At 55.5% G+C, this 24334-nt stretch carries 26 protein-coding genes; 10 read left to right on the top strand and 16 right to left on the bottom strand.

The window, feature by feature from the left end; genetic code table 11:
- Positions 1–23: 23 nt before the first annotated feature.
- The 5 genes from BM347_RS12325 to BM347_RS12310 form a co-directional block, all read right to left on the bottom strand.
- Complete coding sequence (locus BM347_RS12325; RefSeq protein WP_093917059.1) at positions 24–659, bottom strand: acyl-homoserine-lactone synthase; 636 nt, start codon at positions 657–659, stop codon at positions 24–26.
- 168 nt (positions 660–827) lie between these two features.
- Positions 828–1550 carry a helix-turn-helix transcriptional regulator gene (locus tag BM347_RS12320; protein WP_175498558.1) on the bottom strand — a complete coding sequence of 241 codons (723 nt, stop codon included), beginning with the start codon at positions 1548–1550 and terminating at the stop codon, positions 828–830.
- Positions 1486–1704: a hypothetical protein gene (locus BM347_RS17465; RefSeq protein WP_139226485.1), complete on the bottom strand. Its 219-nt coding sequence runs from the start codon at positions 1702–1704 to the stop codon at positions 1486–1488. The genes BM347_RS12320 and BM347_RS17465 overlap by 65 nt, the downstream gene beginning before the upstream one ends.
- 214 nt (positions 1705–1918) lie before the next feature.
- Positions 1919–3199 carry a crotonyl-CoA carboxylase/reductase gene (gene ccrA, locus BM347_RS12315; protein ID WP_093916782.1) on the bottom strand — a complete coding sequence of 427 codons (1281 nt, stop codon included), beginning with the start codon at positions 3197–3199 and terminating at the stop codon, positions 1919–1921.
- Between the two features lie 151 nt (positions 3200–3350).
- Positions 3351–4697: a 1-acyl-sn-glycerol-3-phosphate acyltransferase gene (locus BM347_RS12310; protein WP_093916781.1), complete on the bottom strand. Its 1347-nt coding sequence runs from the start codon at positions 4695–4697 to the stop codon at positions 3351–3353.
- Positions 4698–4768: 71 nt separating this feature from the next.
- On the opposite strand from BM347_RS12310, the gene BM347_RS12305 reads away from it, so the two are divergent.
- The 3 genes from BM347_RS12305 (at position 4769) to deoD (ending at position 8014) form a co-directional block, all read left to right on the top strand.
- A complete protein-coding gene (locus BM347_RS12305; protein WP_281247857.1) occupies positions 4769–6832 on the top strand; it encodes a methylmalonyl-CoA mutase family protein in 2064 nt (687 codons plus the stop codon).
- A gap of 83 nt (positions 6833–6915) precedes the next feature.
- Positions 6916–7230, top strand: coding sequence for an H-NS histone family protein (locus BM347_RS12300; RefSeq protein ID WP_093916780.1), 315 nt, complete (start codon positions 6916–6918; stop codon positions 7228–7230).
- Positions 7231–7303: 73 nt separating this feature from the next.
- Positions 7304–8014 (top strand): purine-nucleoside phosphorylase, encoded by a 711-nt coding sequence (gene deoD / locus BM347_RS12295; protein WP_093916779.1) that lies wholly within the window; start codon positions 7304–7306, stop codon positions 8012–8014.
- Positions 8015–8055: 41 nt separating this feature from the next.
- Here deoD and BM347_RS12290 read toward each other — a convergent pair whose 3' ends face one another.
- The 11 genes from BM347_RS12290 to BM347_RS12240 all read right to left on the bottom strand — a co-directional run bounded on the left by BM347_RS12290 (position 8056) and on the right by BM347_RS12240 (position 17919).
- Positions 8056–8898, bottom strand: coding sequence for an urea carboxylase-associated family protein (locus tag BM347_RS12290; protein WP_093916778.1), 843 nt, complete (start codon positions 8896–8898; stop codon positions 8056–8058).
- Positions 8895–10547 (bottom strand): FAD-binding dehydrogenase, encoded by a 1653-nt coding sequence (locus tag BM347_RS12285; protein ID WP_093916777.1) that lies wholly within the window; start codon positions 10545–10547, stop codon positions 8895–8897. The genes BM347_RS12290 and BM347_RS12285 overlap by 4 nt, the downstream gene beginning before the upstream one ends.
- Positions 10548–10609: 62 nt before the next feature.
- Positions 10610–10831, bottom strand: a complete 222-nt coding sequence (locus tag BM347_RS12280; RefSeq protein ID WP_245764262.1) for a hypothetical protein — start codon at positions 10829–10831, stop codon at positions 10610–10612.
- 48 nt (positions 10832–10879) lie between these two features.
- Entirely contained in the window at positions 10880–11659 is a 780-nt protein-coding gene (locus BM347_RS12275) for a succinate dehydrogenase iron-sulfur subunit (protein ID WP_093916776.1), read from the bottom strand.
- A 53-nt stretch (positions 11660–11712) separates the two neighbouring features.
- Positions 11713–12576, bottom strand: a complete 864-nt coding sequence (locus BM347_RS12270) for an FkbM family methyltransferase (RefSeq protein WP_245764261.1) — start codon at positions 12574–12576, stop codon at positions 11713–11715.
- Positions 12531–12929 (bottom strand): hypothetical protein, encoded by a 399-nt coding sequence (locus BM347_RS12265; protein WP_245764260.1) that lies wholly within the window; start codon positions 12927–12929, stop codon positions 12531–12533. The genes BM347_RS12270 and BM347_RS12265 overlap by 46 nt, the downstream gene beginning before the upstream one ends.
- A 61-nt stretch (positions 12930–12990) precedes the next feature.
- Complete coding sequence (sdhA, locus tag BM347_RS12260) at positions 12991–14796, bottom strand: succinate dehydrogenase flavoprotein subunit (RefSeq protein ID WP_093916775.1); 1806 nt, start codon at positions 14794–14796, stop codon at positions 12991–12993.
- Between the two features lie 30 nt (positions 14797–14826).
- Entirely contained in the window at positions 14827–15198 is a 372-nt protein-coding gene (gene sdhD / locus BM347_RS12255; protein ID WP_093916774.1) for a succinate dehydrogenase, hydrophobic membrane anchor protein, read from the bottom strand.
- An 11-nt stretch (positions 15199–15209) separates the two neighbouring features.
- Positions 15210–15593, bottom strand: a complete 384-nt coding sequence (sdhC, locus tag BM347_RS12250; protein WP_093916773.1) for a succinate dehydrogenase, cytochrome b556 subunit — start codon at positions 15591–15593, stop codon at positions 15210–15212.
- Positions 15594–15925: 332 nt separating this feature from the next.
- A complete protein-coding gene (mdh, locus tag BM347_RS12245; protein ID WP_093917053.1) occupies positions 15926–16888 on the bottom strand; it encodes a malate dehydrogenase in 963 nt (320 codons plus the stop codon).
- Between the two features lie 188 nt (positions 16889–17076).
- A complete protein-coding gene (locus BM347_RS12240; protein WP_093916772.1) occupies positions 17077–17919 on the bottom strand; it encodes a PRC-barrel domain-containing protein in 843 nt (280 codons plus the stop codon).
- A gap of 153 nt (positions 17920–18072) precedes the next feature.
- Here BM347_RS12240 and BM347_RS12235 point away from each other — a divergent pair, with 153 nt between their 5' ends.
- The 7 genes from BM347_RS12235 to sucD all read left to right on the top strand — a co-directional run bounded on the left by BM347_RS12235 (position 18073) and on the right by sucD (position 24296).
- A complete protein-coding gene (locus BM347_RS12235; protein ID WP_175498557.1) occupies positions 18073–18825 on the top strand; it encodes a sulfite exporter TauE/SafE family protein in 753 nt (250 codons plus the stop codon).
- 99 nt (positions 18826–18924) lie between these two features.
- Positions 18925–19782, top strand: coding sequence for an HpcH/HpaI aldolase/citrate lyase family protein (locus BM347_RS12230; RefSeq protein ID WP_093917052.1), 858 nt, complete (start codon positions 18925–18927; stop codon positions 19780–19782).
- Between the two features lie 4 nt (positions 19783–19786).
- Positions 19787–20344: an NnrU family protein gene (locus tag BM347_RS12225; RefSeq protein ID WP_093916770.1), complete on the top strand. Its 558-nt coding sequence runs from the start codon at positions 19787–19789 to the stop codon at positions 20342–20344.
- 15 nt (positions 20345–20359) lie between these two features.
- Positions 20360–20563 (top strand): DUF1737 domain-containing protein, encoded by a 204-nt coding sequence (locus BM347_RS12220; RefSeq protein ID WP_093916769.1) that lies wholly within the window; start codon positions 20360–20362, stop codon positions 20561–20563.
- Positions 20563–21600, top strand: a complete 1038-nt coding sequence (locus tag BM347_RS12215; RefSeq protein WP_093916768.1) for a MaoC family dehydratase — start codon at positions 20563–20565, stop codon at positions 21598–21600. The genes BM347_RS12220 and BM347_RS12215 overlap by 1 nt, the downstream gene beginning before the upstream one ends.
- A 399-nt stretch (positions 21601–21999) precedes the next feature.
- Positions 22000–23193 carry an ADP-forming succinate--CoA ligase subunit beta gene (gene sucC / locus BM347_RS12210; RefSeq protein ID WP_093916767.1) on the top strand — a complete coding sequence of 398 codons (1194 nt, stop codon included), beginning with the start codon at positions 22000–22002 and terminating at the stop codon, positions 23191–23193.
- A 215-nt stretch (positions 23194–23408) separates the two neighbouring features.
- Positions 23409–24296, top strand: a complete 888-nt coding sequence (sucD, locus tag BM347_RS12205) for a succinate--CoA ligase subunit alpha (protein WP_093916766.1) — start codon at positions 23409–23411, stop codon at positions 24294–24296.
- Positions 24297–24334 lie beyond the last annotated feature (38 nt).

Here is a 24334-nt window from a genome sequence, read left to right as displayed (position 1 = left end):
GGCCGCGCCGGGGACCAGACAGCTTAGGCGCTAATCGCCAGCTTCATTGGGAAAGGTTGGTCACAACACTGCTGAAACCACTGCGCCGACTGGCGCGGCGAAATGCCAGACCGCTCGGCCAAACGCGCTTGGGCAGCTTCGTCAAAGCTCCAGAGCCCCACACTGATCCGCGCAGCCCCCGCGCCGCTGGAGCCCAGAATTTCAGGCGAGGCCCCGGTCATCCGGTATATCCGCACCATACGCGCATCAAAAACACCGGCAAAATGCGCGACAACAAAGCCTCGCATTATCTCCCCGCCGCCCAGCATCAACGCGGCGGCGGCCTGCCCGGACGCATTCTTGTTCAAGCAAAATCGCGTGCATTCCCAAATCAAGGGACTGCAGATTGGCCCCTCCAAAAGATCGGCGAAATGCTCATTCACCATGGTCCGCCCCGTTGTCGGCAGAAACCGCATTGATCCACCATGACGGCCATCCGGCAGTTCCCAAATTACATAAAGCGGGTTTAACGCGTCGTATTCATCTTTCTCAAATCCGTTCGCATCAACCGTGACATCCCATTTTAAACGGTCTTTGAATTGTGCTGCCCTGTCGCGAAACATCGTTTCACTAAGTTCCGGATGATTTTTCAGTTCGTCACCGTAAATGTATCTCAACATGAATTGCTGCATCCTCTTGTTGGTTCAAGGAACGCAATACAGGCCTGCACTTTAACGCTGCGCGATATCAACGCCCGCCCAAAAGGTTGGAAATGCAACTTTGGTTTTCCAAATGGATCAAAATCCCGGGGGAGCCTGAAAGGCGGGGGCCGGCCCCTTCCCGGTCAGCTATACAACAATCAACCCACGGCTAAGCGCACGCGCAACAGCATGGGTGGTATTGAGCGCGCCCAGTTTAAACCGCGCACTTTCGATATAGACACGCAACGTATGCTCGGAAATAGAAAGAGTATCTGCGACTTGCGCCCGGTTATATCCAATCGCAATCAACGTCATTGCGTCAACTTCTCGCGGTGACAGCGCGCGCGGCGCTTCGGGCGTACGGCCCGGCTCCAGCTCAAGCGCCTTTTCGTTGAAATAATGTGCGATCAGAATGAGGTCGCGGCGATTGGCCTCGGCAAATGCCTCCCATTCAGGATCAGCGCATGACTTGTTTACAGTGAACAGCGCGAATTGCCCATTGGGCCCACGTATCGGGACAGAAAAACCCTGATTTCCGATACCATATTCAATCGCTTCCAACAGCAATGCGCGCGCGGCTTTGCCGCTCCAGTCCAGCCGTTTCCAATCAACCGGATGAAACCGTTGGTAGCATCCCAATATGACGGGATCTATGCGCATGTAATTTTGGCTTAGATAGCGTTCCTGCCACGCTTGGGAATAGGTGCCGCAGCCGTATTGATCCCCCGAGGAATCGACCCAATGATATACAACGTGGTCAACTTCGTAATGATCACGCAGCGCTTCGCTTGCGACTTGAAGGCCCTCAAATGTGGTGGCCTGCTCCAACCCCTCCAATATCAGATCCAGCTTTGAACAGATCACTGCCATTTGATTTCCGTCCGTTCCTTTCTTCAAGGGCGGAAATCTCGGCCAAGGCAACAATCGCAGTATCATCCAACTGTTCGGCCAATACAGGCAAACCGTTGATTGTTGCGAATGCCTTCAGATCGGTGAGAACTTCCAATATCCAGTCGCTTTGCATGTCAAAACTCTCACTTTGGTGGTTAATTATTGATTAATTCAACCATAGCATGCGTTTGTTTTTGATTATATTCGCGTTTTCCAACTCCCCATTTCTAGTGGGGTGAGCGCTAGACAAGTGATTGTTTCACAAAACAGCAGCTTTCAACGCAATACGCCCGCGAAACGGTTAACCGATTCGCGGGCGTATTAGCTCTATATCTGAGACTGTCTCGTTACTTTTTCGCCTCCAAGGCGTCTTCCAATGTGCGCAAACCGGTCGTCGGGGATTGGACCAGAACAGACATGTTCCCCGGCTTGTGTTCGTTTGCCAGCATTTTCATATGGGCATCCGGCAGCTCGTTCCATGTGAACACTTCGGACATGCAAGGATCCAGCCGCCGCTCAAGCATCAGCTTGTTCGCCGAGGAAGCCTGCTGCAGATGGGCAAAGTGGCTGCCCTGCAAACGCTTTTGGTGCATCCACATATAGCGCACGTCCAGTGTCAGGTTGAACCCGGAGGTACCGGCGCAGATGACGACCATCCCGCCTTTTTTACAGACGAATGTAGACACGGGGAACGTCGCCTCGCCGGGGTGTTCAAACACCATATCGACGTTCACGCCCTTGCCGGTGATTTCCCAAATCGCCGCACCAAATTTACGCGCCTCTTTGAACCAGGCTGCGTATTCCGGCGTGTTCACCGTGGGCATTTGCCCCCAGCAATTGAAATCCTTGCGGTTCAGCACACCTTTGGCACCCAAATCCATGACAAAATCACGTTTGGATTCATCCGAGATAACACCAATCGCATTTGCGCCAGCGGTATTAATCAACTGGATCGCATAAGACCCCAAGCCGCCGGATGCCCCCCAGACCAGCACGTTTTGTCCGGGCTTCAGGTCATGTGGTTCGTGGCCGAACAGCATCCGATAGGCCGTTGCCAAGGTCAGCGTATAACAGGCGGCCTCTTCCCAGGTCAGGTGCTTGGGGCGTGGCATAAGCTGCTGTGCTTGCACGTTGGTGAATTGGGCAAAGGAACCGTCGGGCGTCTCATATCCCCAGATCCGCTGGCTGGGCGAATACATCGGATCACCGCCGTTGCAGTGCTCGTCGTCGCCATCGTCTTGGTTGCAGTGGATAACAACCTCATCGCCGACCTTCCAGCGTTTGACCTTGTCGCCAACAGCCCAAACGATCCCCGAGGCATCGGAACCGGCGATGTGGAAGGGCTGTTTATGGCCGTCAAAGGGGCTGATCGGTTTGCCCAAAGCCGCCCAGACACCGTTATAGTTAACGCCAGCGGCCATCACCAAAACCAACACTTCGTGGCTGTCGAGCGTTGGAACATCCACCACTTCTTCCAGCATTGCGGTATTTGGGTTGCCATGACGTTCGCGGCGGATCGTCCAAGCATACATTTGCTTGGGCACATACCCCATCGGAGGGATCTCACCGATTTCGTAGAGGTCTTTTTCCGGCGCATCATATTGCGCGATGTTCGTATCCAGGGCCATGGGGCTCTCCACCGTCAGAATTCGTTTGTGCCGCAGCGCAGAATCGCGGCGTCTAAAAGTGAGATATTGCCCATAGCGCAACAATGCAACCCGAATTGGATCAAATTTGTAATTTTATAACTTTGCAAACGCAGAAAAATCTGGCCGCTGCTTATTTTTCAAAGAAATGCGCAATCGAGTTGGCATAAAAGGTCAATGCGGGCCGCTGATCTGACACCACAGTGACCTCGCCTGCATCTGCGCGGATCATGCCACGCTGCAACAGATGTTCCCGCGCCTTCGCGATTGCCTCGCCGAAATCATCACGAGGGATGTCGATAAAGGTTTTGGCCTGTTCCACTAGCCGCGCTATTTCAGCGTCCAGCGCGGCCGCTGTCAGTGGGCCAGTGGATGACACCAAGGCATGCGCCATCAGCGGGACAAACAGCAAAGGCATCTCGCTGGCGATGCGCGCCATCAAATCCTGGGCCACATGATCAACATCGGGATCGGGGCCATAATCACGCAAAGGCACTGGTTCACCGAAAACAACCGCTGCCTCACCAAAACGCAGAAATTTCCCACGTATCCGCAACCATGTTTTGCGCAGGATGAAAAACAAAATCACGGATATGCGCGCTTTGAACCGCCGGGTGCCTGCTTGATCTGCGGCGATCAACACGCGATCTTCCAGAACGCGATCGTAGTTAATGGCGACCGGCACAAACACCACATCCCGATCGCTAAGGTCGGTCTCCAGTACATAGCCGAGCAATCCCATCTTCGGTGGCATTAGCTTACCGTTAAGGCTTAAGCCCCCTTCTGGAAAGATCGCTTGGGTCACGCCCCCTTGTGTTGCCTTTTGGACGTAACGGGCCAGGATTTTGCGGTATAATGCGCCGCGTGATTTGCGGCGGATGAAATATGCCCCCATTGATCTTATCAACCGGCTTAGCGGCCAGACCCGCGCCCATTCCCCCACCGCATAGCTCAGCGCGGATGCTTCGCCGGCAAGATAGGTAACCAATACGTAATCCATATTGCTGCGGTGGTTCATAATGAAAATCACCGTGGCGTCGCCGGGTATTTTTTTGATTACGGTGGCGTTGTTCGTGCCTGTGCGCACCTCGTACAATGTATTGGCCAAAAACCGGGCCAGCCGAATGCCAAAACTGAAATAGGCAAAGGCGCTGAAACTTGGCACGATCTCTCGCGCATATCGGCGCGCCTGCTGGAACGCGACGTTTTCGGGAATGCCTTCGGCGCGCGCATGATCAGCAATCGCTTGGCTTACTTGCGGGTCATAGATGAGACGCTGGATCATGTCGTGACGGCGGGCCAGCTTGAACGGCTCGATCGGGCGCGTGAGGCGTTTGTTAAACCGGGCAACGGCGCGCTCAAGGCGCAGGCGAAAGAACCAGCGCACGGAGGGTAACAAGAAATGGCTGAGCGCCGTGACTGCCGCAAAAAGCAAAATCACGACAAATAACCAGATAGGAAGTTCAACGGTCTGCGTCATTGGCCCACCCTTGCAGAACCAAAAGGGGCTGAGCAATATTAAACAGACGTCCCCCCAAAACCGATGTTAACATGCCGCAATGCAGCGAATTGACACTGCCTGATTATTTCAAGTATCAGTCGTTCAGGGTAATAATATTGCTCGCCCGATTCACGAAAGGCCGCACCATGACGCAACAAACCAAAGACCGCCCTTGGCTCATCCGCACCTATGCCGGACACTCTACCGCCGAGGCCTCCAATGCGCTGTACCGCAGCAATCTGGCCAAGGGTCAGACCGGTCTTTCTGTTGCTTTCGACCTGCCGACACAAACCGGATACGACAGCGATCATATCCTGTCGCGGGGCGAGGTGGGCAAGGTCGGTGTACCCGTCAGCCATCTTGGCGACATGCGGGCCCTGTTCAAAGACATCCCGCTTGAGCAGATGAACACCTCGATGACCATTAACGCGACTGCACCGTGGCTGCTGGCGCTTTATATTGCGGTGGCCGAAGAACAAGGCGCTGATATTTCCACATTGCAGGGAACCGTTCAAAACGACCTGATCAAGGAATATTTGTCCCGCGGCACCTATATCTGCCCGCCCGCACCATCGCTTAAGATGATCGCGGACGTTGCGGAATATTGTTACACCAATGTGCCAAAATGGAACCCGATGAACGTGTGTTCCTACCACCTGCAAGAGGCTGGTGCGACACCCGAGCAGGAATTGGCGTTTGCCTTGGCAACCGCCACGGCCGTACTGGACGCGCTGCGCCCCCGCGTACCCGAGAAAGACTTTCCAATGCTGGTTGGGCGGATTTCGTTCTTTGTGAACGCAGGCATTCGTTTCGTGACAGAGATGTGCAAAATGCGCGCCTTTGGCGATCTGTGGGATGAAATCTGCCTCGAGCGTTACGGCGTCGCAGACCCCAAATTCCGCCGCTTCCGCTATGGGGTTCAGGTCAACTCACTTGGCCTGACGGAGCAACAGCCCGAAAACAATGTCTACCGCATCCTGATCGAAATGCTGGCCGTTACGCTGTCTAAAAACGCCCGCGCCCGCGCTGTTCAGTTGCCTGCCTGGAACGAAGCGCTTGGGCTGCCACGCCCGTGGGATCAACAATGGTCCATGCGGATGCAGCAGATCATGGCATATGAGACTGACCTGCTTGAGTTTGACGATCTGTTTGATGGCAACCCGGCTGTTGATCGCAAGGTCGAAGCGTTGAAAGAAGGTGCGCGCGCCGAACTGGCCAACCTTGATGGCATGGGCGGTGCAATTTCCGCGATCGACTATATGAAATCGCGGCTGGTAGAAAGCAACGCCGACCGTCTGGGCCGCATCGAACAGGGCGAAACAATTGTTGTCGGTGTGAACAAGTGGCAGCAGGGCGAACCATCGCCGCTGATGACCGGCGATGGCGGGATCATGGTTGTTGACCCAGCCGTTGAGGCCGATCAGATCAGCCGCCTGAACGCGTGGCGCGAGGGCCGCGATCAGGCCGCCGTTGATCAAGCGCTGGCCGATCTACGCGCCGCCGCCGCCGAAGGGCGCAATGTGATGGGCCCGTCGATTGCCGCCGCCAAGGCAGGTGTCACAACTGGTGAATGGGCCGCGCAAATGCGTGCCGTACATGGTGAATATCGGGGCCCTACCGGGGTCGCTGCAGGCCGGTCGAACAAGACCGAAGGCTTGGACGATCTGCGCGAGGCTGTTGATGCTGTCAGCACACGTCTGGGCCGCCGGCTTAGCTTTCTGGTTGGCAAACCCGGGCTTGATGGCCATTCAAACGGCGCGGAACAAATCGCCGTACGCGCCCGCGATTGCGGTATGGATATCGCCTATGAAGGTATTCGCCTGACCCCGTCTGAAATTGTAACCGCCGCAAAAGAGGGTAATCACCACGTTGTCGGGCTTTCTATTCTTTCAGGATCCCATATTCCGCTGGTCGAAGATCTGATGATTCAAATGCGTGAGGCAGGTCTGGGGCATATTCCAGTTGTTGTCGGCGGCATCATTCCCGAAGACGATAAAGTAAGACTTCTCGGAATGGGTGTGGCGCGCGTATATACGCCAAAAGACTTTGAGTTGAATACCATCATGCAAGACATCGTAATACTGGCAGACCCGGAAACTATTGCCGCACAGTAATTTGATTTGGTCATATATCTTCTTTTTAAATTTATTCTTTTCGCGTAAGGCAAAACTACACTTGCTGAATAGGAACGAGTAAAATGACCATTAATCTGGACTCCATGTCTCATAAAGAGCTTGAGACTTTGCTGAACGATGTGAAATCCGCGATTAAATCCGCTTATGAGCGCGACCGCATCGCTGCGCGTAAAGCCGCCGAACAAGCGGCAGCTGAATTTGGCTTCTCTTTGGACGAAGTATCCTCGGGTGCCAAAAAAGCTAAAGGGACCAAAGCGGCACCGAAATACGCCAACCCGGCCGATGCGGCCCAAACATGGACCGGCAAAGGCCGCCAGCCCAACTGGTATCGCGAATTGACAGCCAAGGGCGTATCGCCTGACGAATTGGCCATCTAAGACTATTCCTGTATTCTAGAACAGAGTGCCCTACATCCGGGGCGCTCTTTTACATTTAACGGTAGATATCAAAATGACGACACATATCGGTGCCCAAGTGGGCGAAATCGCTGAAACGGTTTTAATGCCCGGTGATCCCTACCGTGCAAAATGGGCGGCAGAGACTTTTCTGAAAGACGCCAAAATTGTGAATGAAGTACGCGGTATGCTTGGCTTTACCGGTACATGGAATGGCAACCGCGTTACCATTCAGGGGTCGGGAATGGGAATGCCGTCGCTCTCCATCTATGCCAATGAACTGATTTCGGCATATGGGGCCAAAACACTGATCCGCATCGGGTCTTGTGGCGGCATGCAGCCGCATGTTGGCATTCGTGATGTCATCATTGCAATGACGGCGACGACAATCACGTCCCCTTCTTCGGGTATTTTCCGCGAAATGAATTTCGCGCCTTGTGCCGATTGGTCTTTGTTGCAAGCTGCCGTTAACGCTGCGCAAACAATGGATACCAAAACCCATGTCGGCGGCATTTATTCATCTGATGTGTTTTACGCCGAACGGCCCGATCTGGATGAACAGATGGTTCGCCACGGCGTCTTGGGCGTCGAGATGGAAGCCGCCGAGCTTTATATCCTGGCCGCGCGTCATAAATGCCGGGCTTTGGCTGTGCTCACCGTCAGCGACCACCTGCAAACTGGCGAAGCCCTACCCGCGTCCGAGCGTGAACAATCCTTTGGCGACATGGTCGAAATCGCGCTGAAAGCTGCCTTTCCCGACGCATAATAATTGTCGTCCCGCTTAAACCCCACTGCGGGGTTTAAGCCTTAGGCACCATGTGATCGGTCATAGCCGCTGATATCGGGTTCAGCCATCGTCTCTATGCGTCCTGCTTCAGGCGCATAGATCTCTACCAGCAGCGGGTAGCAAGCCGCAACATCCGAAGAATGCTCGGCAGAACAATCGCCCCCCGGACATGCGCTTAGCGCGCCAAGCAGATCAATCTCGGCGTAGAACTCAAGATAGTCACCGGGTCGAACCGGGCTTGCCTTCATAAAATACTGCCCCGTGTTACGGGTAAAGCCGGTACACATAAAGACATTCAACACATCATGCACATGCGGTTCGGCGTCCACCATGGGAACGCCCAGATGGTTTGCCAACGCGCGCGTCAGGTTCGAATGACAGCAATGGTGATACTGCCCGCCCGCCAGCAGGTGATGGGTGTAGGGATCGCAGCGCGTGCCGATAACATCATGCACCGAACCGCCAAATTCATCCTTGCCGTACCAATCAAGCGTATCATGGGTGATCGTCGCCATGGGTCGTAGATAAGGAAAGCTGGTCCACATTCGTTGGCCCGTCGTAATATGCGTGCCATGCAACGCGCGGGTTTTGCCGGAATAGAACCGTTCATTCAGGTTATCACGCGCCCACAGGTTCAAGTCGCCGACCTGCGCGCCCTCAACGCTTACAATCCGAAAGAAATGCCCCGCAGGCACGGTAAAGCAACTGGCATCACGTGGCGGCACCACAACTTCATCCACCTTGGTCATCGTCGCGCGCGCACGCTTGTACGCGGCCATTTCGGGCACCGGAAGGGTATCAACCGGATAGCAAATGACGGGTTCAATCGCGCGCCGTGCAGCTGCGTCTTTTGGTGTGTTCATGCGTTTTTCCCTGCAATGCGACCCGAGAATAAACATCCGCCAAGGAATGTCCCCTCAAGCGCGTTATACCCGTGATAACCACCGCCGCCAAAGCCACAAACCTCGCCCGCAGCGAAAAGACCCTGCAAAACGTCGCCCTGTGGCGTCAGCACCCTGCCTTGTAGATCGGTATGCAGACCGCCCAAACTTTTGCGGGTCAAGACGTTCAGCCTGACCGCGATCAACGGACCATTTTCGGCGTCCAGAATGGCATGTGGTTTGGCCGTGCGGATCAGCTTATCCCCCCGATAGTTGCGCGCACCGTGGATCGCGGTGATCTGTGCGTCCTTGGAAAACGGATTATCCAACTGCCCATCCCGCGCGGCGATCTGGGAATGCACATGGTCCAGATCAAGCGGCTGATCCGGTGTCAGTTTGTTCATCCCCGCAACCAATTCTTCCAAACGATCCGCGACGATGAAATCAGCGCCATTTTCCTTGAACGCTTCAACAGCGGGCGTGGCCCCTTTGCCAAGCCGCGCTTTCAATACATCGCGCCAACCGCCATCCGTCAGGTCAGGGTTTTGCTCCGACCCTGACAGCGCGAATTCCTTTTCGATGATCTTTTGCGTCAGAATAAACCAACTGTGTTCGCCCGCCTGCAATATCCGCTTAAGCGTCGACAAGGTATCAAAACCCGGCATGCAGGGGGCCTCCATCCGGTCACCCTTGGCATCCAGCCAGATCGACGAGGGGCCGGGCAAAATACGAATGCCGTGGTTGGGCCAGATCGGGTTCCAGTTCTCAACACCCTCGCAATAATGCCACATGCGGTCTTCGTTGATCAGCCCCGCACCAGCCGCCCCCGCGATGCCGTGCATCTTGCCGTCCACATAATCAGGCACGCCTGACACCATACGGCGTGGCGGTTGACCCAGACGATCAGCGGGCCAATGCTTGCGCACCAAGTCATGATTTGCACCGATGCCCCCCGTGGTCAAAATGACCGCCTCGGCTTGATAGTTGAACGCGCCGGTCACTGCGCGGCTGGTGCTTTCCCCGCGCGGCTTGGTCGTATCCTCAAGCAGATTCCCCGACACACCGCACACGATACCGTTTGTGACCTCAAGCCCGGTAACTTGATGGCGAAACGCCATGTGCAGCTGCCCGGCGGCGGTATAGTCCTGCATTAGCTTTGCAAACGGAGCTACAACGCCGGTGCCCGTGCCCCAAGTGATGTGGAAACGCGGCACTGAATTGCCGTGCCCGCCGGCCATGGAACCGCCACGTTCTGCCCAGCCGACAACGGGGAACCAGCGCATGCCCAGCCCGTGCAGCCAGCCGCGCATGTCGCCAGCGGCCCATTCGACGAACCGTGTGGCATAGGCGCGCGGGTTTGCATCTTCGGGGCGATCAAACTGCGCGGACCCCATCCAATCACGCAACGCCAGCTCCGCGCTATCTCGGATACCAAGCCTGCGTTGTTCCGGCGTATCAACCATGAACAATCCACCGAGGGACCAAAACGCCTGCCCGCCCAGACTTTGCGGGCCTTCTTGATCTATCAGCAATACGCGGCGCCCGCGCAAAATCGCCTCGTGGGCGGCGACCATACCCGCAAGGCCAGCACCAACTACAATCACATCTGCTTTGAAACTCTTCTCTGTCATGGATCCCCCCTCGGACAGAGCAAAGGCTAGTCGACGACCACTAGCGCTGTCGAGGACCGTATTCAAAGCGGCCGTGAGGTTACCTTGGATTTACAGTCCTTTGGGGTATCTTTCGTGGCGGTATACGCCTCGGCACCGCAAGCCGCACAGCGGTAATAATGCAAACTGCCCTTGTCCCGTGATGCGTTTTTACGCCACCGGCAGGCACGGGTATCTGCGCCGCGCCGGGTAAAATAGGCGACGATCAGAAAAACGATAATAATGGCAATCAGGATCAGAGGCATATACGGGCTGCCGGCCCACCCCGACGACTGCAGGGTGGGCGATGTGCATTAGATGGTGCGTTCGACCATCATCTTTTTGATATTCGCGATTGCCGCTGCCGGGTTCAGCCCTTTAGGGCAGGTCTTGGCGCAGTTCATAATCGTGTGGCAGCGGTACAGTTTGAACGGGTCTTCAAGATCATCCAGACGCTCGCCCGTCGCCTCGTCCCGGCTGTCGATCAACCAGCGATAGGCATGCAGCAATGCGGCTGGCCCAAGGTAGCGATCGCCATTCCACCAGTAGCTGGGGCAGGATGTGGAGCAACACGCGCACATGATGCATTCGTACAAACCATCCAGCTTGGCGCGGTCATCAATGGACTGCTTCCATTCCTTTGCCGGGGCTGGTGTTTCTGTTTCCAACCAAGGCTGGATCGACGCATGCTGCGCATAGAAATGGGTTAGATCGGGGATCAAATCCTTGACCACTGGCATATGCGGCAAAGGATAGATTTTCACCGCACCCTTTACTTCTTCAACGCCGTACGTACAGGCAAGTGTGTTGATCCCGTCGATGTTCATCGCGCAAGAACCGCAAATCCCCTCGCGGCAAGAACGGCGGAACGTCAGCGTCGGGTCGATCTCGTTCTTGATCTTGATCAGAGCGTCCAAAATCATTGGGCCGCAGCTGTCCATATCGACAAAGTAGGTATCGATGGCAGGGTTCTTACCATCATCAGGGTTCCAGCGGTAAATCTGGAACTGCTTGAGGTTTTTAGCACCCTCGGGTTTTGGCCACGTCTTACCGGATGTCATCCGGGAATTTTTTGGGAGCGTGAGTTGAACCATATCGCTTCTCCTGGTCTGCCGGGCGTTACCCCGTTTTCAATAAATTCGGGCGCTTACTTACTCTTAAGGTAAAGCGCATTTCCTTCAGCCTGCATCTGTTCTGTAAAACCGCTGGCCAGTATTTCCGCGCAAAGGTCGCCCTGCCATTCATCGGCATGACGCACTTCGACCAGGATAGCATCGGGCAGCCATCCGCCCGACTGCCCCGCCTTGAGCACGGGGCCAAGAACGGTTTCTTCGGCCCCCTCAACATCAATTTTAAGCAGTGTGAAATCGTGAGTTTTCGACGCAGCAGAAAAATGGCTCAGCGGACGGGTCGGCACTTTGATTGTACCGTTGCGCATTCCCGGCTCGACGTCTTTCAGCGACGCTTGACCATAGTTGTGCCCGCGAAAGTTCAAAGTTGCCTCACCCGCGCGATCTGACAATGCGCAGGCTTCAATCGCGATCACATCGGTCAGATTGTTCAGCTGTATGTTAACGCCCAAACGGTCAACCATGATCGGGTTCGGTTCAAACGCAATGACGCGTGATCCCTCGCCGCAGGCGAGTGCGAGCGGAATCGTGAACGCGCCGCAATTCGCGCCGATGTCCATCACCAGCACGTTGCGATCTTCGACCAGATCTACCACGGCCATCAGCGACTTCAGCTCGGGTGGGCAGCCATCCAGCCACATGCGGGTTTCCGTATAGTTGTCGCGGGGGTTCACAACCATCTTGATATCGGCGAATTCGATCTCGACAGGACCCAGCGATGCCTTGATCGCAGAGCGTTCCTGCGTGGACCCGTTGCGGTAACGAGCGCGCAGGGCGTCCATTTCCGCAGCTTTGATCTGCTCCGCCATGACGTTGCTTTCCCCTTCAAACCCCATCAGCCAAGCGTTCCCGTCAGACCCAGGCTGCTTTGCGACAGGCATCGCACGGTTTCAGGGCGCGACAGAACAGAGCGGACAGTCGCAACTGTCGTATCATCAACACCGATCACGGCCGACTTGGCAAAAACGCGCACTTCGTCAGAGCTGGCATTGTCGATCACACAATCAGTGAATGGCGTAATCATCTGCTTTGGCACCGCAGGAAACCGGGTGGCGATGGTTTCTGTGACGGCACTTTTGGCACCTTCACGCGCGATGGCATCCACGCGTTCGGACGCTTCGGTACAGGCAGATAGACCCGCAGCCATCAACACCATGCAAAACGTGACTGAACGGCCGCCGCTGTTACGCAAGCCGGCCAAGGTGTTTTGAAATGAATATCCCGCAACTGGCACAGTATTTCCTTTGCACTGGTATCGGCCCCGCCCGGACACGCGCCGGGCGGGGCCCATGTCCTTAGTAAACCCGCGCTTTTGGGGCGATTTTCTTAAGGTCGATCCCGCCTTCATTGTGGCTGGTCAACGGATCCAAATGCACACCGCGATAGCCCAAGGACGCCTCGTTCCCTTTGAACCAGACAAGGCTATGCTTGCGCCAGTTCTCGTCATCGCGGTCCGGGTAATCCTCGTGGGCGTGGGCACCGCGGCTTTCCTTGCGGGCCGCCGCCGCTGTGATCGTCGCCACAGCGTTCGGCATCAGGTTGGTCAGTTCAAGCGTTTCCATCAGGTCAGAGTTCCAGACCAACGACTTGTCCGTCACCTTGAGATCGGAAATCTTCGTCGCGACCTCGTCCATTTTCTCTTTGCCTTCGTTCAGCGTCTTGTCAGTGCGGAACACAGCGGCGTCAGCCTGCATGGTTTTCTGCATCTCTAGGCGCAGTTCGGCAGTCGCAACGTGGCCCTTGGCATAGCGCAGACCGTCAAACCGGCTGAATGCCGCATCGACCGAGCGCTGGTTCGGCGTCGGCACTGGCGTCGACGGATCAACGATATCCTTGGCGCGAATCGCGGCCGCACGGCCAAACACCACCAAATCGATCAGCGAGTTTGACCCAAGACGGTTCGCACCGTGCACCGAGGCACAGCCCGCTTCGCCCACAGCCATCAGGCCGGGCGCGACGTTGTCGGGTTTATCGGCGGTCGGTGCCAGTACTTCACCCCAATAGTTCGTCGGAATGCCGCCCATGTTATAGTGCACAGTTGGCAGAACCGGGATCGGCTCTTTGGTCAGGTCAACACCGGCAAAAATACGCGCTGATTCCGAAATGCCCGGAAGGCGCAGGTCCAGTGTCTCTTTGGGCAGGTGGTTCAGGTGCAGGTGAATGTGGTCTTTGTTTTCGCCCACACCGCGACCTTCGCGGATTTCCATTGTCATACAGCGCGAAACAACGTCACGGCTGGCGAGGTCTTTATAGGTGGGCGCATACCGCTCCATAAAGCGTTCGCCTTCGGAGTTGGTCAGATACCCACCTTCGCCGCGCGCGCCTTCGGTGATCAGACAACCCGCGCCATAGATGCCAGTAGGGTGGAACTGAACGAATTCCATATCTTGCAAAGGCAGCCCCGCGCGTGCGGTCATGCCGCCGCCGTCACCGGTACAGGTGTGGGCCGATGTGGCGCTGAAATAAGCGCGGCCATAACCGCCAGTCGCCAAAACAACCATTTTGGCGCTGAACAGGTGCATGGTGCCATCGTCCAGCTTCCAACACAGAACGCCCTGACACACGCCGTCTTCGGACATGATCAAATCGATGGCGAAATATTCGATATAAAATTCCGCGTTATGCTTTAGCGATTGCCCATAAAGCGTGTGCAAGATCGCGTGGCCGGTACGGTCAGCAGCAGCACAGGTGCGCTGTACGGGGGGACCTTCGCCAAATTCTGTGGTGTGTCCGCCGAACGGACGCTGGTAGATCTTGCCTGCTTCGGTCCGCGAGAATGGAACGCCGTAGTGTTCAAGCTCGTAAACCGCTTTGGGGGCCTCACGGGCAAGGTATTCCATCGCATCCGTATCACCCAGCCAGTCCGACCCTTTGACGGTGTCATACATGTGCCACTGCCAGTTATCGGGCCCCATGTTAGACAGCGACGCGGCGATGCCACCTTGGGCTGCAACAGTGTGCGACCGTGTCGGGAAAACTTTGGTAACGCAGGCCGTTTTCAGCCCCTGTTCGGCCATGCCGAGGGTGGCGCGCAGACCGGCACCACCGGCCCCCACAACAACCACATCATATTCATGCGTTTCATATTCGTATGCAGCCATGTCTCGGACTCCCGTAGTGCGAATTCTGTATTAAAGCGCGATGCGTGCGATGGCGAAAATGCCAACCGCCGCAGCGCCGTAGCTGAGGCAAGTCATCAAGATGATGGCAACTTTCTGCGAAAGACCATGAACATAGTCTTCGATCATCACCTGCACGCCGTCGTTGAAATGTTTGAACCCCACGGCCAATGTCAGTGCGGCAACAATTGCAGGGAAAGGTTTGGCGTAATAGGCCAGCACGTCTTCGTAAGTGCCGCCCAATGCCGCGCCAAAGGTAAAGACGAACAGCGGTATCAGGATCAGCAGCGCAACAGAGCTGACCTTCATCGCCCAGAAATGGGCGGTACCAGTTTTCGCCGATCCCATGCCAAGCGCGCGTTTGCGGTCTGTCAAATAAGCCATGTCTATTCCCCTTAGATGATCAGCGCGGTGATGATGGTCAGCACGACCGACCCGGCCAACACGGCCCAGCCCAGCTTTTCAGCCGTTGGGATATCCAGCGCATAGCCGTTGTCCCAGATCAGGTGCCGGATGCCGGCAAGGGTGTGATACCAAAGGCCAAGCAGTGAAAGGAACATTACCAGGTCGCCGAACCAGCTGGTGATAAAGCCGTTGGCGGTCGCGAATGCTTCGGGCGACGTCGCTGCCGCCAAGAACCACCAAACGATCAACAGCGCGGCGACCAGCATTGCATTGCCTGTGATCCGGGTCAGGATCGACGTCATCGACGTTAATTGCGGGCGGTAGATCGTCAGGTGTGGAGACAGCGGGCGGTTGCCCCGGTTCACATCAGCCATGATGGATTCCTTTTCTCGTCAAGTTCTGCCTATAGATAGCGGTATTTTCGATGCTGTCACGCATAGAGGACTGGTTTCACCTATGTTTGCGCACCAAATTCGCTAAAAAATGTTAAACATTCATAACAATTCTTGGTTTGTGATCACGAATTTTTTTCATGTGATCACAAATTGCTAAACCCGATAAAATCAGTAAGAATTTGACGATATATCACGGGTTTGGGAAATCGGCGGCTTCCCCGGCGCGGATGGAGGGAAGGAATTTTGCACCCACTGGTAACCCCAGTATTGCGAAAAGGCGGGGCGGCATCTGGTGCCGCCCCGCCAATAGTTTAGCTCAAAGAGCCGTCGATGCCTTTGCACGCATCAACCAGGCCTTTTACGGCATTGACGGAGTTGTCGAACATCGCTTGCTCGTCTTTATCCATCGAAATCTCGACAACACGCTCTACGCCACCAGCACCGATAACGGTTGGCACACCAACATAGAAACCGTTCAAGCCATAGGAACCGTCAACATATGCGGCACAGGGCAGCACACGCTTTTGGTCTTTCAGATAAGCTTCGGCCATTTCGATCGCTGATGTCGCGGGGGCATAGAAGGCCGAACCAGTTTTCAGCAGGCCAACGATTTCAGCGCCGCCATCACGGGTACGCTGAACAATTGCGTCCAGTTTATCCTGTGTGGTCCAACCCATTTTTACCAGATCAGGCAATGGGATACCGGCAACAGTCGAATAGCGCGTCAGTGGCACCATGGTGTCGCCGTGGCCACCCAGAACGAACGCTGTGACGTCTTTCATGGATACGTTGAATTCAGTCGCCAGGAAGTGACGGAAGCGTGCCGAATCAAGAACGCCAGCCATGCCGCACACCATGTGGTGTGGCAGACCAGAGAATTCGCGCAGCGCCCAAACCATCGCATCAAGCGGGTTTGTGATACAGATAACAAAGGCGTTTGGCGCGTGGGCTGCAATGCCTTCGCCAACGGATTTCATGACCTTCAGGTTGATGCCCAACAGGTCATCGCGGCTCATTCCCGGCTTGCGGGCAACGCCAGCTGTAACGATACAAACATCAGCGCCTGCGATGTCAGCATAATCATTCGCACCCGACATGGTCGCGTCGAACTTTGCCGACGGGCCGGATTCAGCGATATCAAGCGCCTTTCCCTGTGGAACGCCCTCGGCGATGTCGAACAAAACGACGTCACCCAGTTCTTTGATTGCTGCGAGATGGGCAAGCGTGCCCCCGATCTGCCCAGCGCCGATAAGCGCGATTTTGGGTCTGGCCATGTGGTGTACTCCGACAAGGTTAAGATTGGCCACGGGATAGCGAAATGCATCGCACCGTGCAAGTTGCCCGTGGATCATGGCTGACGGAAGGTGAACAAACGCATAAAAAAGGGCCACTTCCGGCAGGAAATAGCCCCTAATTTGCCTTGGCGGGTTAAACTACCCCAACCTCGGCGCGTGATTTCAAATTAGCCACGGTATTCAGGTTGCGCTTCCAGCGCTTCTTCGCTGCTGTCGATGTAAATGCGGAAGTCGTCGCCTTCGGCATTTTTCAGGACCTGCAGTTCGTCCCAAGTCACGGCAACAGGTTTTTCACCCAAGCCAAGGAAACCGCCCACATTGATCACGACTTCTTTGACCTGACCGCCGTCACCCAGAACAAGGCTGTCGATTTCGCCGACAGTTTCGTTGTTGGCACCGTAAACATAGGAGCCTTCCAGATCGTCCGCGGTCAACGCTTGCATTTCTTCAACATCAGCGTTCGAATAACCTTCATATGCCACGGTTGGGCGCGTCAGCATCGGGCGCTCATTTGAACGGTCCTTTTCTGTCGCATCGTCCTTCATTTCAGATGTTGCAGCATGCTCCATTTCTTCGTCCATGGGGCGTTCGAATTCAGGTGCTTGCTCAAGCATCTCTTTCGACGTTGTCACAACCAAGAAACGGTCATCCGCGTCATCTTCGCTGCGCAGGACTTTGATGCTGTCCATGCTTACGCTTACGTCACGTTCGCCCATGCCAAGGAAACCGCCGACGCCCAGAATAACGGCTTTAACATCGCCATTTTCGTCGAGCAGGATGTCATTGATTTCACCAATGTCGTCCCATTCGGTTTCTGCGCCGTTGGCGACTGTCATGTTCGTATCGACGTCGGATTCAGAGTTGTAGATACGCATGCCGATCAGATCGGATGCAAAGAAGTCAGACGATTGCGCCACTGTGCTGCCGATGCCGTTTTCGGCATGCGAGGCTGCAAATGCTGGGCCCGTCAGAGAAAGAATGATTGCGGTGGTTCCAAGAAAACGTTTCATTACTGTTTACTCCTATTTAAGTACTAGACTTAGCGCCAAGCGAACATCGCTCGGTTGCAGGACTAACCAAGATATCGCCAATGAGTTCCAAGTCAGTTTCGAATTCCGACAAATAAATTTTGCGCCAATACCGCCCTCAGAAAGTTCCATGTGATGACGTTTGATCTTTGGTTTTTTTTCATCGCGGGGCCGGCAGTTATTTTTGCGGGCATATCAAAGGGCGGGTTCGGGTCGGGGGCCGCTTTCGCCAGTTCTTCAGTCCTTGCGCTAGTGATCGAACCCGGGTTGGCACTGGGAATTATGCTGCCGTTACTTATGCTTATCGATGTCACAACGCTGAAACCCTATTGGCGCAAGTGGCGGGCGCATGAAGTTGAACTACTGGTCCTCGGCGGCATTCCCGGGGTTCTTTTGGGTGCTGCCCTGTATAAAATTGCGTCACCAGATTTTTTCCGCCTGCTGATTGGCAGCATCTCGGTTAGCTTTGTGATTTGGCAATGGGGACGTGGTGCAGGTTGGATACGTGCGGCGCGGCAGGCGATGCCAAACTGGATGGGCATTTTCTGGGGAAGCGTCGCGGGCTTTACCAGTTTTGTCAGCCATGCCGGTGGCCCTCCCGCCGCTATTTACCTGCTGTCACGGGGCCTCACGAAAACGGAATTTCAAGCCTCCACCGTCCTGTTGTTTTGGACGATCAATATCGCGAAATTTATCCCCTATGCGTTTTTGGGGATATTCACATGGGACACGATGACGGCTGATCTTGTGCTTGCCCCTTTTGCCATTCTTGGCGCGTGGATCGGCGTCAAAGCACATCGATTCATTTCTGAAAGACACTTCTTCGCGCTTACCTATGTCTTACTGCTGGCCACCGGTAGCAAATTGATCTGGGACGGGTTGACCTAATACAGCCCGTGAATTGCTGCATCGCGGCACAATTGCGCTTGAAGTTTTCGTTAAAAAATGCAGACCTGCGCGCAACAATATTTCTCGGAGGATCATATCATGTCGAAAATCACCCGCCCCCTACGCTCTGTCCTGTACATCCCCGGCTCAAAAGACCGCGCCCTGGACAAAGCCCGCGGCCTGCCCGCTGACGCGATTATTTTCGACCTTGAGGATGCTGTTATCCCAGAAGAGAAAGCCGCAGCGCGCGAAACCTTGGCCCAAGCGCTGAAAGACGGCGGATACGGTAGCCGTTTCAAAGTGGTCCGTATCAACGGGCTGGACACGGAATGGGGGGCAGACGACGCCCGCGCTGCCGTTTCCATGGATTGCGATGCGATTCTGTTGCCCAAGGTCGGCAGCCCCGATGATCTGGACGCGCTTGCCGCAATCACCGGTGACATGCCGCTGTGGGCCATGATGGAAACACCCGGTGCGATGTTGAACGCCGCCGCGATTGGGGCGCATCCGAAACTGCAATGTATGGTCATGGGCACCAACGACCTGAACAAGGATCTGCAAACCCGCGTCCGCCCCGACCGCCTGCCCCTGCTCACAGGCCTCGGCCTATGTGTATTGGCCGCCAAGGCCAACGGCATCGCGATTATCGACGGCGTTTATAATGCGTTCAAAGATGACGAAGGCCACCGCGTTGAATGTGACCAAGGCCGCGATATGGGTTTCGACGGCAAGACGTTGATCCACCCCGCGCAGTTGGACGTGGCGAACGAAGCCTTTTCCCCGTCCGAGGCCGAAGCAGACCTTGCCCGCCGCCAGATCGCAGCGTTTGACGAAATGCAAGCGACAGGTCAGGGTGTGGCAGTCGTGGATGGTCGCATCGTAGAGAACCTGCATGTCGCCACAGCCCGCGAAACATTGGCAAAACTGGACGCAATCGCGGCCCTACAAGCGGAGTAGCCCCATGATGGCACTTTTGATCCTCGGCATGATCCTTTGGGTCGGTGCGCATTATTTCAGACGGCTGATGCCGGAACAGCGCGCCGCCCTTGGCAACAAGGGTAAAGGCGTGATCGCTGTGGCGATTGTCGCCTCCCTCGTGCTGATTATCATTGGCTATCGTGGTGCCGCATTTATCAACGTCTGGTATCCGCCCAGCTTTCTCACACATATCAACAACCTGCTGATGGTGCTGGCATTCTGGGTTTATGGATCAAGTGCTGCCAAAGGTGCCAAAGCATGGCCCGCCTACAAAACCCGGCACCCGCAACTGATGGCCGTGAAAATCTGGGCCGTCGCGCATCTGCTGGTGAACGGTGATCTGGCGTCGATCATCCTGTTCGGCGGCATGCTTGCGTGGGCTGTTGGTTCGGTCATCCTGATCAACAAGGCTGAACCCGGTTGGACACCGCCCCCCGCTGCCGGCAAGGCGACATATATTCGTCTGGCCGTGATCACGCTGGTTATGGTGATCCTTACTATTGCGATTCACACGTTGCTTGGTGTCTCGCCCGTCTCTTAATCTGAAAGTACACTGATGAAGCTTTATCGTTTCCTGTCCGAAGAGGACACGTCCGCCTTTTGCCACAAGGTCACCGAAGCCCTGAATAAAGGCTGGGAGCTGTACGGCACCCCCACCCAAACATGGGACGAAGCCGCAGGTGTGATGCGCTGCGGGCAAGCCGTTACAAAAGAAGTCGAAGGCACCTATACCCCCGAAACCAAGCTGGGGGCACACTGATGGCGGGCACCAAGACAAACGCGGGCCGGTTTTTCGAAGATTACGCCGTTGGACAAACAATCCACCATGCGGTGCCGCGCACGGTAAAAGGCGGCGAACGCGCGCTGTACCATGCACTATACCCCGCACGCCACGCGCTTTATTCATCTGATCAATTCGCGCGAAGCTGCGGAATGCCGTTCAGCCCGATGGACGACTTGATCACGTTTCACATCGTGTTTGGCAAAACTGTGCCTGATGTATCGCTGAATGCGGTTGCCAATCTAGGCTATGCCCAAGGCCGTTGGCTTGCCCCCGTCTGGCCCGGCGACACATTACGATCCGTGTCAGAGGTGATCGGGGTCAAGCAAAACTCGAACGGAAAAACCGGCGTCGTCTATGTCCGCACCGCGGGCTATAATCAGGACGACACCAAAGTATTGGAATATGTCCGCTGGGTGATGGTCCGCAAACGCGACATCAATGCCCCCGCCCCTGCGGAAGTTGTGCCAAACCTGCCCAAGGCGCTTAGCCTCGGCCAGCTTCACATTCCAGATGATCTTGATTTCACCAACTACGATTTCACCTTGGCAGGCGAACCGCACCGCTGGGGCGACTACGAGATCGGCGAAAAGATTGACCATGTTGACGGCGTCACGGTCGAGGAAGCCGAACATATGATGGCCACCCGTCTGTGGCAAAACACAGCCAAAGTGCATTTCGACACCTCTGCCCGCCCGGATGGGTCTCGGCTGATCTATGGCGGGCATGTGATTTCGATGGCGCGCGCATTGTCGTTTAACGGCTTGGCAAACGCGCAGATGATCGTCGGGTTGAATGGCGGCGCGCATGCCAACCCGTGCCTGTCCGGCGACACCATTCGCGCTTGGTCCGAGGTTTTGGACAAAGCGGACACATCCGCGCCCGGCGTTGGTGCCATCCGCTTGCGGTTGGTGGCAACCAAGGGCGGCGATCCGTTCAAACTGAAAGGTGAGGACGGCAAATATCTGCCCGATGTTCTGCTTGATCTGGACTACTGGGCTTTGATGCCGAAATAACTTTGCGTTGTGGCGCGCCGCATGGCCGCGCCACAGCTTTGCCCACAGGCTTGGGGCGATTGAAATCAAATCTCACAAGCTAATCGCGACTAAGCTTCCGTTCGTTAGAGCAACAATCCGATGCGAGGGCATGTCGTCACCCAATATTAATCCCCCTTGATTTACAGGGCATTGAATCAAGTTTTCCCCAAAATCATCTCAACCCGTAAAGATCGCAGCCCTGTTCCAAAGGGCCTTTCTGACCGCGCAGGCATATTTGTGATCACACCGATTTATCGTGTGATCACAAATGTCGCTTTTGTATGAAAAAAACTGTATTTCCGCAAAAAACTGTTTACCCAGTATCAAGACTCAATCGTATACCGCGATTTGACTGGAACAAATACGGGACCGTTTTTCATGAACATCCACGAATATCAGGCGAAAGCCCTATTGCGCACATATGGCGCGCCAGTATCCGACGGCCGCGTCGTACTGAAAGCAGAAGACGCAAAAACAGCCGCTGGCGAAATGGACGGCCCATTGTGGGTGGTCAAGGCGCAGATCCACGCAGGTGGTCGCGGCAAAGGGTCCTTCAAAGAAGCGGACGCTGGCGACAAGGGCGGTGTGCGCCTAACCAAATCGGTGGAAGAAGCTGCCGAAGAAGCCAAAAAGATGCTGGGCCGCACATTGGTCACGCATCAAACCGGCCCTGCTGGCAAGCAAGTTAACCGCATCTACATCGAAGACGGTTCCGGTATTGAGACTGAACTCTACCTTGCCCTGCTCGTTGATCGCCAAACATCGCGTGTTGGTTTTGTTTGCTCGACCGAGGGCGGCATGGACATCGAAGAGGTCGCCGCATCGACCCCAGAGAAAATTGTTAGCTTTTCGGTAGACCCCGCAACGGGCTATCAGGCATTCCACGGTCGCCGTATTGCCTTCACGCTGGGCCTTGAAGGCAAGCAAGTGAAACAATGCGTGACCTTGATGGGTCAACTGTACAAAGCCTTTGTCGAAAAAGACATGGAAATGCTGGAAATCAACCCGCTGATCGTCACAGACAGCGGTGACCTGAAGGTGCTTGATGCCAAGGTCAGCTTTGATGGCAACGCCATGTACCGCCACGGTGATATCGCCGAGCTGCGCGACACCACCGAAGAAGATGCGAAAGAGCTTGAGGCGTCCAAGTACGACCTGAACTACATCGCGCTTGACGGTGAAATCGGCTGCATGGTGAACGGTGCCGGTCTGGCGATGGCCACAATGGACATCATCAAACTGTATGGCGCTGAGCCTGCGAACTTCCTTGATGTTGGTGGCGGTGCCACCAAAGAAAAAGTGACCGAAGCGTTCAAGATCATCACCTCCGACCCGCAGGTCAAAGGCATCTTGGTTAATATCTTTGGCGGCATCATGCGTTGTGATGTTATCGCCGAAGGCGTGGTCGCTGCTGTGAAAGAGGTCGGTCTTAAAGTTCCGCTGGTTGTCCGCCTTGAAGGTACAAACGTCGCCGAGGGCAAAGCCATCATCAATAATTCTGGCCTCGACGTGATCGCTGCTGACGACCTGAAAGACGGCGCGCAAAAGATCGTGAAAGCGGTCAAGGGTTAACTCCGGTGACACAGCGCCCTTTGAGCATGTGTGTGAATTTCTACAACCGGTATCGCGTCGGCGATGCCGGTTGTGGCACATGCAACAGCGGCCACGGCGCGACACTCTTTGAAACTGGAGCGGCCTCAGCCAGCCCGGCACACTCAACGGGCCTTCGCCCTCTCAGATAATGATGCTGATCATTCGGCATTACGAAAAACAGATAGGAAATAACAATGGCAGTCCTCGTAGACGAAAACACCAAAGTGATCTGTCAGGGCCTCACCGGCTCGCAGGGCACATTCCACACAGAGCAAGCCATCGCATATGGCACTAAAATGGTTGGCGGTGTGACCCCCGGCAAGGGGGGCCAATCGCACCTTGATCTGCCCGTGTTCAACTCAGTCCACGAAGCCAAACATGTTACCGAGGCAAACGCCTCTGTGATCTATGTTCCGCCCCCCTTCGCAGCCGATTCCATCCTCGAGGCGATTGACGCCGAAATGGAACTGATCATTTGCATCACCGAAGGTATCCCGGTTCTGGACATGATGCGGGTCAAACGCGCGCTGGACGGCTCCAAATCGCGCCTGATCGGGCCAAACTGCCCCGGCGTTATCACGCCTGACGCCTGCAAAATCGGCATTATGCCCGGCCACATCCACAAGCGCGGCACCTGCGGTGTTGTCTCGCGTTCCGGCACGCTTACTTACGAAGCCGTGAAACAGACATCTGATCTTGGGCTTGGCCAATCCTCTGCGGTTGGCATCGGCGGCGACCCCATCAAAGGGTCCGAACATATTGATATCCTCGAGATGTTCCTGGCCGATCCAGAAACACAGTCGATCATCATGATCGGTGAAATCGGTGGCTCCGCTGAAGAAGAAGCCGCACAATTCCTTGCCGATGAAAAGAAGAAAGGCCGTTGGAAGCCCACAGCCGGTTTCATCGCAGGCCGCACAGCCCCTCCCGGCCGTCGCATGGGCCACGCTGGCGCGATCGTCGCAGGCGGCAAAGGTGACGCAGAAAGCAAGATCGAAGCCATGAAAGCAGCCGGTATTGTGGTCGCAGATAGCCCCGCAACATTGGGCGAAGCTGTGCAAGAAGCCATCAAACTGGGTTAATCCTTTTTGGTCAGGCGGGGCACGCTCTGCCTGACCTT

Source organism: Sulfitobacter marinus (assembly GCF_900116285.1).
Lineage (GTDB): Bacteria > Pseudomonadota > Alphaproteobacteria > Rhodobacterales > Rhodobacteraceae > Sulfitobacter > Sulfitobacter marinus.
Note: the sequence above shows the minus strand (reverse complement) of the source record. Positions and strands in the feature narration are given on the sequence as shown.